Annotated in this window: 12 protein-coding genes and 1 tRNA gene; 6 read left to right on the forward strand and 7 right to left on the reverse strand. The window is 45.9% G+C overall.

The annotated features are described in order from the left end of the window. The first annotated feature begins 237 nt into the window (after positions 1-237). The 4 genes from LBQ00_04370 (at position 238) to genX (ending at position 3,055) form a co-directional block, all read left to right on the forward strand. A complete protein-coding gene (locus tag LBQ00_04370; GenBank protein MDR2018095.1) occupies positions 238-693 on the forward strand; it encodes a DUF2141 domain-containing protein in 456 nt (151 codons plus the stop codon). 212 nt (positions 694-905) lie between these two features. Then, positions 906-1,160: a hypothetical protein gene (locus LBQ00_04375; GenBank protein MDR2018096.1), complete on the forward strand. Its 255-nt coding sequence runs from the start codon at positions 906-908 to the stop codon at positions 1,158-1,160. Positions 1,161-1,759: 599 nt separating this feature from the next. After that, on the forward strand, positions 1,760-2,023 hold the full coding sequence (locus tag LBQ00_04380; GenBank protein ID MDR2018097.1) for a hypothetical protein: 264 nt from the start codon (positions 1,760-1,762) through the stop codon (positions 2,021-2,023). 9 nt (positions 2,024-2,032) lie between these two features. Continuing rightward, on the forward strand, positions 2,033-3,055 hold the full coding sequence (genX, locus tag LBQ00_04385) for an EF-P lysine aminoacylase GenX (GenBank protein ID MDR2018098.1): 1,023 nt from the start codon (positions 2,033-2,035) through the stop codon (positions 3,053-3,055). Between the two features lie 273 nt (positions 3,056-3,328). Here the strand turns inward: genX and LBQ00_04390 are convergent, their stop codons facing one another. The 3 genes from LBQ00_04390 to LBQ00_04400 all read right to left on the reverse strand — a co-directional run bounded on the left by LBQ00_04390 (position 3,329) and on the right by LBQ00_04400 (position 5,322). Continuing rightward, positions 3,329-3,490 (reverse strand): hypothetical protein, encoded by a 162-nt coding sequence (locus LBQ00_04390; protein MDR2018099.1) that lies wholly within the window; start codon positions 3,488-3,490, stop codon positions 3,329-3,331. Positions 3,491-3,821: 331 nt separating this feature from the next. Further along, positions 3,822-4,703 (reverse strand): patatin-like phospholipase family protein, encoded by an 882-nt coding sequence (locus LBQ00_04395; GenBank protein ID MDR2018100.1) that lies wholly within the window; start codon positions 4,701-4,703, stop codon positions 3,822-3,824. Continuing rightward, a complete protein-coding gene (locus LBQ00_04400) occupies positions 4,687-5,322 on the reverse strand; it encodes an MBL fold metallo-hydrolase (GenBank protein ID MDR2018101.1) in 636 nt (211 codons plus the stop codon). The genes LBQ00_04395 and LBQ00_04400 overlap by 17 nt, the downstream gene beginning before the upstream one ends. A gap of 196 nt (positions 5,323-5,518) precedes the next feature. Between LBQ00_04400 and LBQ00_04405 the strand changes: the two genes are divergently transcribed. After that, positions 5,519-6,187: a thymidylate synthase gene (locus LBQ00_04405; GenBank protein MDR2018102.1), complete on the forward strand. Its 669-nt coding sequence runs from the start codon at positions 5,519-5,521 to the stop codon at positions 6,185-6,187. Between the two features lie 552 nt (positions 6,188-6,739). Here the strand turns inward: LBQ00_04405 and LBQ00_04410 are convergent. The 3 genes from LBQ00_04410 to LBQ00_04420 all read right to left on the reverse strand — a co-directional run bounded on the left by LBQ00_04410 (position 6,740) and on the right by LBQ00_04420 (position 7,690). Beyond that, positions 6,740-7,195 carry a hypothetical protein gene (locus LBQ00_04410; GenBank protein ID MDR2018103.1) on the reverse strand — a complete coding sequence of 152 codons (456 nt, stop codon included), beginning with the start codon at positions 7,193-7,195 and terminating at the stop codon, positions 6,740-6,742. Between the two features lie 119 nt (positions 7,196-7,314). After that, entirely contained in the window at positions 7,315-7,590 is a 276-nt protein-coding gene (locus tag LBQ00_04415; protein ID MDR2018104.1) for an HU family DNA-binding protein, read from the reverse strand. Between the two features lie 26 nt (positions 7,591-7,616). After that, positions 7,617-7,690 (reverse strand) — tRNA-Met (locus tag LBQ00_04420). Between the two features lie 141 nt (positions 7,691-7,831). On the opposite strand from LBQ00_04420, the gene LBQ00_04425 reads away from it, so the two are divergent. After that, a complete protein-coding gene (locus tag LBQ00_04425; GenBank protein ID MDR2018105.1) occupies positions 7,832-8,821 on the forward strand; it encodes an NAD-dependent epimerase/dehydratase family protein in 990 nt (329 codons plus the stop codon). A 407-nt stretch (positions 8,822-9,228) separates the two neighbouring features. Here LBQ00_04425 and LBQ00_04430 read toward each other — a convergent pair whose 3' ends face one another. Further along, a complete protein-coding gene (locus LBQ00_04430) occupies positions 9,229-11,124 on the reverse strand; it encodes a hypothetical protein (protein ID MDR2018106.1) in 1,896 nt (631 codons plus the stop codon). Positions 11,125-11,528: the final 404 nt, after the last annotated feature.

The raw sequence follows: 11,528 nt of genomic DNA on the forward strand, positions 1-11,528 counted from the left end.
CGGAAAGGCATTCTTTCCGGAAAATAAACTTACGGCTAACCATAATATATCTAATCACTTTGAGTCAAGGAAATTCATGGGCCGCATGGCTTCTCGGAATATGTTGCGTTTTTCGTATCAAATTAGAAAGCGAAAAGGAACGCTTAACACATTGTAAAATATGATCTATAATACTCTTATGGAAAAGAGTATCGGATGAAATGGAGAAGATGGGGAATTCGAAGCGAGGAGATATGTATGAGGAAATTTATCCTTTTTTGGTGCATGGCCATCCTGCTGTTGGATACTGGATGGGTTGTTGCGCTTGACGCCTCTGATGAGAACCCTGAAAAGGGAACACTGAAAGTAGTGATAACGGGCATGCAAAATGAAAAAGGTGATGTCATAGTTGCCCTCTTCAGTTCAAAGGAGAGTTTCGAAGGAAATGGACCAGAATTCCAATCGGTAAGAGTGGAAATAAGCGGAAAAAGATCCGAATGCGAGTTCAGCAATATCCCCTTCGGCGTATATGCGGTGAAGGTCTTTCACGATGAGAATGGCAATGGGAAGCTTGACAAGAATGCCATGGGGCAACCCCGGGAGCGGTATGGGTTTTCTAACAATGTGAGGAACCTATTCGGTCCTGCCGGGTACAGTGAGGCCAAATTTTCTTTCGAAAAAGTGGATATGGTTATTGGCATTACCTTGAAATGAAAAAATGCGGAGTGATTAAAGGCGTAGTGTGGAATGACAGAAAAGAAGGAAGACAAAAGACTTAAGTTGGGTAGCCTGGAAAGAGGATTCCGCATGAGAGAACTGACAACTGCCGAAGGCATTGCCAAATCGGTGATTCCTCACCATATGGCTCAAGAATTACTTACCGAACCGGTTAAGACAGTGCGTACTATGACGTATTCTGGCCCAGAATGCGTGAAGTATGTCCGACTTATAAAACCTCTTCCTCCTCTTTGAACAAAATTAAGCTATCCTTCTCCCTGAAAGATCAAAGCAAGGACATCACACATTTTATAGAACTTAGCGAGACAATCTTCAGCGATAACAATGAGTCTTCTTCTTCTAAAAATGAGCTTTACACTGCAACAAGATTTACCATTGAGCAGACAACGGAACTGATCGAAAACAGCCTGCTCTCTTGGATGACACCGATTCAACCAGTATGATATTATGGTCGGAAAATTTTATACCCACGGTCTATCGAGAGGACTTATACCTACCGACCTTGCATTTTATGCGGAGTCTGCGAAGAAGATCGTAGATAAAGAGATGGCGTTAAGACATTAAGTGACCGCTCACCTGTCCGAAAATGAGGATACCAGAGCCATGCAGTTGGCACGTACCGTGCGTGCTCCGGAACTATATGTTGGACCGATCTTTTCGACAGGAGGGGGCCAGCTCGTATAAGGATCCGAAAAAAGAGGAGACCACAACGTGATCTGTTTACTCATGATCGTATCTCCGGTTATTGTCGCATGTATATTACCGCTAACAGCAGACGACCATAATGAAATCTGGAGAAGCTGTTGGCGGTGGACGGGGTTGTACTGATGTCCCGTCTATCTCAGCCATGAGACAGTACAAATGAAAACCTTCATAGACCGTTCATGTGGCTTGGACACAGACTTTGTAAAACACGGAAACCTGGCCTTGTTTTAAGTGTTTAGGTGGGGGAGGAGAGAAAGGCTTTTAGCCACTTAAAGCTCAATACCTGGAGCGGATACTTAGTGTTTACAAGGCGTTTTTCATAGAGATCCGGACGGCCATGGCCACTAGTCCCGGAGGTTTTCTCGGTAAAGACCTGCTGGAGGTGAGGGCAAAAGACATTACTCATGACCTGAAACAGACAATAAAGGAGAAAAGACAATATCCACTAGGGATGAGGATCTCTCATAATTATTTCTTTATGAGGGATCTTGTCACCAGGAAGAAAGATTTTATGGAAGATAACCATCTGTATTGGCAGGTAAAGGATTTCCAGGGCAATATAGCCCTTCTTCTAAAGTTGGAAGAGTTATACTCTACATAGAGAGGGACAGTGCGGGATAGGGACCGCCGCCGGAGACTTGACAGCCTTCTCGACCTTCCTTATAATAGGCACCGAACTATCATGACCGAACGAGAGATATTAGAGGCACGGCATGAGCTCCTACGGGCTGTCCGGGAATTCTTCTATGAGCGTGATTACCTGGAGGTGGAAACGCCTTCCATCATGAAGACTGTACCCCCTGATCCTTATATTGACCCCATTAAAGTGCTCGTGGGTGAAAAAGGGCCATTCTACCTGCATACATCACCAGAAGTGCATATGAAGCGGCTCCTGCAATACGGGCATAATCGTGTTTTTCAAGTCTGCAGGGCCTACAGAGTAGAGGAACTGACGGAGCTCCACAATGTGGAATTTACCATGCTTGAGTGGTATCGGGAGGGTAACTATGAGGATGTCATGGGAGAAGTCCAAGATCTTGTATATTTCGTGGCAGGCAAACTGCGCTCCGAAGGGGTGAAACGCTTCGCAGCGCCGTACCGGGTATTCGAGATAGACCGCCTCTTTCTGGAGACGACGGGCATTGATCCTCTTCCTCTTAATAGGGGTGACTTTTTTCTTGCCATGCAAAGAGCAGGTTTTAAGGGTCTCGACGAAAAAGACGGATGGAACGACCTCTTTTTCAAGCTCCTGGTTCAGGAGGTCGAGGGTCGAGTAAAAGAGAAAAAACCTTATTTCATAAAAGACTGGCCCAAGTCTATATCTACTATGGCAAAAAGGAAAGACTCAAAGAAAGCCGAAAGATTTGAATTTTACATCGACGGAGTTGAGATTGGAAATGGCTATTCTGAACTTCTGGAACCAGAGGAGCAGAGAGCTAGGTTCATGAAGGACAATAGGGATCGTGTTCGGCTCGGCAAAGAAACGTTTCTCCCGGATGAACCGTTCCTTGCTGCCCTTGAGTGCCTTAAGGGACCTTACGCGGGGGTTGCCGTTGGCATGGACCGTCTGCTCATGAAGATCATGGGGCTTGAACGAATCGACGAGGTTATCGTACACCGTTTTACAGCATGATTTTGTAAAAGAGAATCCCGATGTGCTTTCTTGAGACCACTTGCCGTAATGGTCATATTCGAAGTGTCGGGCGACAGGCGCAGGAAATTGTTTTGGCCCTGAACTGAAGCCTGTGTGATGGGAGGCCGACAGATCTATAAACTTCTGACAAAGGATTTCCGATCTTTTTATGTGATAGACGCTTGCGATAAGAGGTGGTTTTTCTGCAGTCATATTTTTCTATATATTTCGTGGGCGTAACGAGCGTTGTCGTATATATCCCTGCTTCCTGACTCAAGAGAATAGAACTTTTGCTTTCACGCCAAGCCGTACGAGGAATCTTGCAATGGCTTCCGCCTCGGACTCATGCCCCAGAATAGTCGCCTCCAAATTATTGGTCTCCGAAAAAACAGATATAACTGTAGTGCAGTCATTGTCCTCAAAAAGGTATTCCATTTAGGAACTCCGCTCCCGTCAAGGGTGGGGACATTCGCGTTGATATTTTTCGAAGACTATGTAAACGTCACACTGCATGATTTTGTGTGGCGTGAGTTGAGATATCCTCTTTGAGGGGAGTGATTGGCATCTCAGCAACTGGACTGACTGACAGGGTATATGTAAAGGGGCGATAAGAAAAGCAGTATCCCTTTTCATACCCTCAATTTTTTTCTCTCAAAAAAAGGGGCGACGCATAGACAAATAATCGTATAAAAATGCTGGAGGTACGCCGGCGGAAGCGACCAGCTTATGGAGGATAAATATTGAGGATAAATATAACGGTCAACCCCTATGAAAATTGGTATTTTGCAATAACTTCCCTGATTTTGGGAACCGCCTTTCTGGCTGCCTTCATTCCCTCTTCCATCAATACCTTTTTCTGAGAGAAATCGAAGATGGAGACACCTTTCGTGTCGGGCTCTATCACCACATCCGCATGCCGTAGTCTTGTCTTGCTGTTTTCGTGCATCATGATATTGGCCGACTGACCTATTATGTCAATCAAGGAGGTTATGTTATTGTCTTTCACATCTTTTGAGAGATTGACGGCAATCACGATGTCAGCCCCTTTGCGTTTTGCGATGTCGCAGGGGACATTGTCTGTAACCCCTCCGTCAACAAGCGTACGATTTCCGAAGGTGACGGGAACGAAGATCCCTGGTATTGCCGACGAAGCCCTTATGGCTTTTGCAAGGGAGCCTTTCTCAAGTGTCACCGTCTCGCCGGTATTGATGTCTGTGGCGACAGGATAGAAAGGAATTTTTGTGTCTTCGACTTTTTTTACTTTAATGGTTTGCTCCACGAAAGCTTCAAGTTTGGCACCTTGAACAGGTCCCCATTTCGAGTTCACAATGGATACATCAAGTATATCATTTCTGTCTATCTTGAACGCTGTCCATTCAAGCTGGAAACTGTCTGGGTTTGACGCATACATGCCTCCGATCAGACTCCCCACGCTTGCTCCCACAATCATTCGGATCGGTATTTTTTCTTGTTCTAGGATGCGGATTACTCCCACATGGGCGAAACCCTTGGCCGATCCACCACCAAGGACCAATGCGATGGCGGGGGCAGTCTTTGGCGTCACCTGCACCGACTGGCAGGAAAACAATGCAGCAGCCAGAATAAGAAGGCAACTGACGAGTTTAGTGGGGCTACCGGAGTCCGACATAGGGATTATAGACCTTTTCTCTCGCGATTGTACTCTTCGGAGTTTCTCCATAGTTATGCCCCGAGGCTACCACCGTGTCACCAGGTAAGACAAAAAGCTTTTCGTGGATAGATGATACAAGGGTTTCCCACGAACCCCCTGCGAGGTCTGTTCGGCCTACGCCGCCCACAAAAAGGGTATCGCCGGTGAATACGATGCCCTTGTGATAAAGGGAAATGCTCCCCGGAGAATGGCCTGGAGTATGAAGCACCTGAAGAGAGGTCTCTCCGATGATAATTTCGTCATTTTCTTTCACGGTCTGATCTGCTGGCGGGGAAGATTCCGCCCCGAAAGAATCCATAAGGGAAAGCGACTGGTGTACCAGGTTTTGGGCTTCCGATTCGTGGATGATGATTTTGGCCCCTGTGAGATCCTTCATCTTTTTGTTCCCCATAACGTGATCTACGTGGGAATGGGTGTTGACGATATACCTTATGTTATATCCTCTTGTCACCGCCTCTTTCACGATACGGTCACCTTCGGAGGCGGGGTCTATGACCAAAGCCTCGTTGGTTTTCTGGCAGGCCACGATGTAGGCAAAGACTGCAAATCCCCCCACTTCGATCTGTTTCACGAACATAAATTCCTCCTAATTGTTTAAATAATCATATACTTTTTTGAGCCGTATTTTCAATTGATTTGATGACATGTGAAATTGTCTTTGAAAATTTTGCTTTGCAAGAACCATTCAAGTGTGCCAGAATATCATGAAAGGTTGTGCCTTGCGTTCAAACTGAGGCAGGGATTTAAATCAACTCGAAAGCTTGAGAGATAAAATGTATATTGAGGGAACTACAATAGACGACACATGGCGGACAATGATGGCTGTCTGTGTTCAGCATGGGATTGACTACAAAGTGGCGAGGGGAAGCTATGAAGGGCAATTGAGGAAGCAGTTTTCCAATGTGATGATTAAGATAAAGGCCCCATGGGTGCGTCCTTTGGCACCTATTCTTCCACCTTCTCTGCCGGGCCCTACAACCGATGAGGCCATACAGGAGTACTTTGTAGAATACCTAATGGGAGACACGGTGAAACCCAACGAAGATTATACCTATGGCAGTTTTATCGTGCCTCAGATCAATGCTGTCATAGATATACTGAATCAGTCCTTCGGGGGTACCAATCAGGCGTGCATCACCGTGGGCGACAGGGGATCAATAAAACTTGCCGATCCTCCTTGTCTCAAAGTAATCGCCTTTGATGTGATTGATGGGAGGTTGGTAATGTCTGTCTTCTTCAGGAGTTGGGACGCCTTTGCGGGTTTTCCGCAGAATATCGGAGGCCTTCAACTCCTCAAGGAATTTGTCCTTGAGCAATTGACATTCGATTTGTCCGATGGCGAGATCTACTGCTATAGCAGCGGGCTGCATCTTTACGAACAATATTGGGATCTTGTCGATCAGCTCTGCTACGGAACCCGGTGCAAGCCTTCGCATACGTAATGCTAATTCAGCGCAGTTACACATTTTGATTGTAAGCCGACACAGTTTGGTAACCGTATGTCTATAAACGAAGCCGATGACATTCTCCCGATGTGTTTCTTCGCATAGGGAAACCTGCGTGGCAACCTTCCCCCTCCAGTGTACCGCTCGGTATGAGGCTTCAAGTTCTCCTTAAGCGGGTTGAGTTTAGCTGAAGTATATGGTTTTGGCATAAATTAAAGATGATCTTTCCCACAGTTTGTTGAATATTGCCCCCATTTTGCCTCATGAAAGTTTTCTTTTCATGTCGATAAACAGGTTTTACTGTGTATGGCAATCAGAAGAAGCTTTCCATTTCTCTCTTTCCTGTGCGACTGTCAGCATAAGACTCCGGAACTGGCTGTATCTCGGTTATTTCAAGCTGGCCTTCTCTACGCTTTATTTAGAATTTTCTTGTTCCATGAGAACTTGCTTTTTTCGATGTAGATGCTTCGTATGGAGAGGGTGATTTCAAGGTAGACGGTTGCTGGCGGTCGCTTCCTCGGGGGTTCTCTTTATTGCTTCCAATTGTTATTAGAATTCACCTTCGAGGTTATAGAGCCACAGAAGAGTTTTTTTGGATTTTATCCACAGGGAATCCTGTTTAGTTGAAAAGGGCGTGGTTTCGAGGACCTCCAGCAGGTATTTCCGTGATTTTTCCCCATCTCCTTTCTTGGCATAGCCATATCCTATATCATAGGCGGAAGCCTCTATGATAGCGGTATATTTTTTCGTAAGCTGTTCCATTCTTTTAAGTTTCAAGAAGATGTCCTCACGTTCGGCTTGGGATGCAGACGAGTCACTAACTATTTTCTCATACTGAGATTTAAAAAATTTCACAGTTTTCAGAACATCTTCTGAATAATCGTGAATCTTGAGAAGGGCGTAAAGGGCAATATCTATTTCCCCCTTCTTGATCTGATCGTCCGCTCTTTTGAAAAATTCCTGTACGTTTGCGTCGTTTATGGCCGTTTCTCTTGCAGCAGACACTTTTCTGGGCTTCTTGTCAGCCCGTTCAGCCCCCGATAACGGGGCTGCCAAGAACACGGACGCGAGAAACAGAACGAAAAGGAAAGGGACGGCAATCTTCCCTTTCCTTGGACCGTATTTTAACCGATTGCTTCTTTTAACTTGTTGCCTGGTTTGAACTTCGGAACCTTGCATGCAGGTATCTCGATCTCCTTTCCTGTCCTCGGGTTTCTTCCTATCCGCGCAGCTCTTTCTACAACAGAAAACGTGCCGAAGCCGGTCAATGTGATCTTGCCGTCTCTCTCTTTAAGCGCTTCCGAGATGTTATCGAGAAGTGCGTTCAGCACTTTCTCTGCAACAGACTTCTTTATCCCTGAATTACTTGCTACATTAGCGATGAGCTCAGTTTTTGTCATCTGTTTCCCCCTCGTGGTCTGAAAAATGGCGGTGCAGGGAATTGAACCCCGGACACTGCGGATATGAGCCGCATGCTCTAACCATCTGAGCTACACCGCCGCTGTTTTGATATAAGCTATTCCTGGCAACATTGTCAATACCAAAGTTGGCATGGCGGAGAACGATCTGCTCGCTTTTTTCTGTCTCGGTAAAACCAATTGTGGTATAAAAATGTGAATTCATTCGGTTGGGGGCAAATAAATGAAAGTCCTTGTGACAGGCGGTTGCGGGTTTATAGGCTCACATGTAGTCGACGCTTTTGTTAGTGATGGCTGTGACGTGGTTATAATAGATAACCTTTCTACCGGGACGATGGAAAACTTAAACGTAAAAGCTAAATTTTACCATTCCGACATATGTTCCGAGGAGATTGAAGAAATTTTCCATGATGAGAAACCAGATATTGTCGATCATCATGCGGCCCAGATTTCCTTACCTTTATCAATAAAGGAACCCCTCCTTGATGCGGAGGTGAACATCAAAGGAACTTTACGGCTTCTCGACCTGTCGCGCAAATACGGCGTAAAAAAATTTATCTTCTCGTCCACTGGCGGTGCGATTTACGGAGAGGCTGAAAAAGTGCCTACCGGCGAGGACTATTGTCCCGAACCTGTTTCACCTTATGCAATCTCGAAGTTTGCAAGCGAAAAGTATATCAAATTCTTTTTTCGCCAACACGGACTTGCCTATACTATACTGAGGTACAGTAACGTATACGGCCCGAGACAGATACCACACGGCGAGGCCGGTGTGGTGGCGATCTTCGCCGATATGCTGCTTTCAGGGAGACACCCGGTGCTCAACCATTTTCCGGAAGAAAAACAAGGCGTGATCCGGGATTACTGTTTTGTGAAAGACATAGCCAGGGCGAACATCATTGCCGCAACAACCGATAAACCGAGTATATTCAATATTGGAACCGGGAAAGCCACTCATACCCTTGAGTTGTATGCGTTGGTAGTTGACGTCATAAGGAAGAAAGGTCTTGTGATACCGTCGACGTTTGATGAACCTCTCAGGGATTCAGCGAGGGCGGGCGATATACAGGTGAGTATCCTCAATGCGGCAAAGGCGAGAGAAGAGATGGGTTGGGAGTCTGCGTACAGTGTTGAGACGGGCCTTGCCGAGACCGTAGACTGGTATCTGAGCCGAGGAGCGGGAAGTAAAAAAGGAAAACCAGCAGGCAGATAAACCGTCCAGGGAAGCAACAGCCTCTGTTTCTTGGGTGGTCAGAAGGTACGGTGTGAGACTTAAAGATGTGCTCACGGGAACCTCCTGCCTTCCGTAGCGAGAGGGCTTTTCAGCATATCTGGCAATTAAGAAGAATCAGACGATCCTCGTTGATATTGGTCCGGCAGCCGTCAGGAGACTCTTTGGGTTCGGCCGGCACACGGATGTGCTTGTCATAGAGTGTACGTTTCCCGAGAAGAAAGTGAAATAGCATACGGACTTAAGCGTTCTAGGCAGAGTAGTGCGCGAGGCGGAGCCTGGAAAAGCGTTGCTTACCCGCCTCTGCCCCGAACGGGACGATTCTATGGGACCACTTCATGCGCCGTACCTTATTTGGGAAGACGACATTGAACTGAACGTTTAATTCCTTATATCTTTCTCTTGAGAATCAGAAGCTCTTTGCCAGACTCCAACTCGTACCGCCTTGATTCCCTGAGCTCAGGTATGAGCTGATCTATCGCACTGTCCGAGACAATGACCAACTTTCCTTTCTGCTTAAGATACATGAAGCTCCTTTTGATGAAGGCTTTAGTGGCTTCTGCAATGGGCGGCTCTTCCTCCCAAGCGTAATTCAGGGCAGGTTGAACGAAAATAAGATCGAACGAGTTGGTCAGGAGGAAAGGGAACTCTATCTCAAAATGGAAAAAGCCATTCCGCTTCGCGATGTCTTTTGATTCGGCGAACCAGTCCTGATTCGTTATTGCGGTCCAAGCCTCATTGCTGCCGTCAAGGTTGAAGAGCATATCCTGGATCCTTGAGCTTCCTGCCGTATTTGTAAAATATGTCGCCGTAATCACGTCCATCAGGTCTCTGATGCGGTCGGTATAGATCTTCAGTTTCGCTTCGGTGGCGTTTCTTATCTTGACATCTTCCTTGATTCGCTCCGAAAGGGAGAAGAGCAGGGCATACATCTGTTTGAACTCTTTGATAACCGCCTTTGGCGGCTCGCCGAAGAGGCTCATTTGACTGTTGCCGGAGTCTATGGTGCTGGCGATAGCCTTGAGGGGCATCCCTATGAGGGGATTACCAAGCCGGTAGTTTTTGGCGTGGATGTCAAAGCGGCTTCTTATAGTATTCTGCAGCACATCAAAGGAGATGTGAGACCGCTCTATCCCGTGGAGGAGGTTGTTGACGATAAACCTCTTAAGGGAGGATTCCTCTTCCCACTCCGCCCTGAACGTATTTTTTTCACGATATGGCAGAATAAAAGAGAGGTATGCGAGACCGTCGATCAATTGGGTAGAGAAAGAACCGAACCCTGGGGTGATGTCGAGGATTTTCAGAGAAAAAAGATCTTCCTTTGTGAATTTTGCTCCGTTTCCACCAACGATTATTTCTTTCAGATTGATGTTGATCTGCCTCTCTTTTTTGGTAAACAGATAAGAAAGGATATCGGTATGATCATACCTGTTGATGATCCTGGTTTTTTCGGAGATTCGGTCTGCGATTGGAACATTTTTTTCTTCCAAATATAGTTCAGTGGAGGGGAGCTTCCAATCCGAGAAGAACTGGCGGTATATGTCTACAACATCCGGGTAGAAGTCAACCTTCTTTCTTTGAATCGCCATGGCTGGCTGGAGAGAAAGTCTTTTTTCCGAAAGCACCTGAATGAGCGCCTGTCTTTCTTCTTCGAGTATATCAGGCAGCGTACTTTTTAACCCTGCACAAGAGAACGCTTGGCAGAAAAGACGCACCGTATCCATGTCTTCTTCAAAGACCGCCCTTTCCAGATCTATTTCGATAGCCCTCTTTTCAAATTGCATCGGTCTGCGTATAAGCATCCAATGTTTGCCGTTTGTCAGTATGCCCCACGGCGTCTTGGATTTTTTCAGAAGATAGATCATCTGATAAACCGGCATTTTGTTTTCGAACTCAAGGTAAAATCCGCCCACACCTTCATGGAGGTTCCTTCCGTACCTCTTCAGCATCACGATTCCGATTGTCTTATCATAATACTCCCTGGTACCCCAGAGTTTAGAAGTCTTCATTCTTTCGTCTTCGGAAACAAACAGGGCTACATCCGGCTCTTTTATGCGCTCCTCAAAGAACTTGGGTTTGGATTCGCACACGTGACCAAGATTCTTGAGTATGGGCTTCACGAGGTGAATCTCGGTATGTATCTCGCTGGCAAATTTCTTGATATCCTGAAATTTGGTCAGCAATCCAAGGAGGGAAGCGTAGATGTCTTCATTTACAGGAAGAGAGAGGATCGTATCAATGCTTTGCTCGGCCAGAAGCGTATTTCTTAAGATGCAGGAAGACATTGCTTTGAAAGAATAGACGTTTCATGTGGTTTAGTCAAGAATGAGGTATGTTTTTTCTCTATCCAACTCTATCTTCTAAATTCATTCCGCTTGAAAAGACCTGCCGCTTCCTTCCATTGATTAATGAAGATATTACAATTGATATAACTATAATAAATATGGAGAGGACCCGATGAGTACACCATTTATAGTTGTAGTGAAATGAGGATAAGAAAGAGGGTGTTCGAGAGAGTTAGACGTGAATCACGGCTCAACAGGCAGCATCCTTGAGGTGAAATCACCACACCCTTTTAACATAAAGCAAGACATCAACGGTCAATGCCAGTAAAATGAATGTCGTAAACATAACATCCAACTTATCATACCGTGTGAACACTCGCCGGAATTGTTCTTTGCCCATTGAG

The sequence above is a fragment of the Syntrophobacterales bacterium genome (assembly GCA_031274925.1).
GTDB lineage: Bacteria > Desulfobacterota > Syntrophorhabdia > Syntrophorhabdales > Syntrophorhabdaceae > PNOM01.

Bases quoted from the DNA above. Each gene is read 5' to 3' on its own strand.
- LBQ00_04370 (MDR2018095.1), top strand. From the start codon at position 238: ATGAGGAAATTTATCCTTTTTTGGTGCATGGCCATCCTGCTGTTGGAT.
- LBQ00_04375 (MDR2018096.1), top strand. From the start codon at position 906: ATGCGTGAAGTATGTCCGACTTATAAAACCTCTTCCTCCTCTTTGAAC.
- LBQ00_04380 (MDR2018097.1), top strand. From the start codon at position 1,760: ATGGCCACTAGTCCCGGAGGTTTTCTCGGTAAAGACCTGCTGGAGGTG.
- LBQ00_04390 (MDR2018099.1), bottom strand. From the start codon at position 3,490: ATGGAATACCTTTTTGAGGACAATGACTGCACTACAGTTATATCTGTT.
- LBQ00_04395 (MDR2018100.1), bottom strand. From the start codon at position 4,703: ATGTCGGACTCCGGTAGCCCCACTAAACTCGTCAGTTGCCTTCTTATT.
- LBQ00_04400 (MDR2018101.1), bottom strand. From the start codon at position 5,322: ATGTTCGTGAAACAGATCGAAGTGGGGGGATTTGCAGTCTTTGCCTAC.
- LBQ00_04405 (MDR2018102.1), top strand. From the start codon at position 5,519: ATGTATATTGAGGGAACTACAATAGACGACACATGGCGGACAATGATG.
- LBQ00_04415 (MDR2018104.1), bottom strand. From the start codon at position 7,590: ATGACAAAAACTGAGCTCATCGCTAATGTAGCAAGTAATTCAGGGATA.
- LBQ00_04425 (MDR2018105.1), top strand. From the start codon at position 7,832: ATGAAAGTCCTTGTGACAGGCGGTTGCGGGTTTATAGGCTCACATGTA.
- LBQ00_04430 (MDR2018106.1), bottom strand. From the start codon at position 11,124: ATGTCTTCCTGCATCTTAAGAAATACGCTTCTGGCCGAGCAAAGCATT.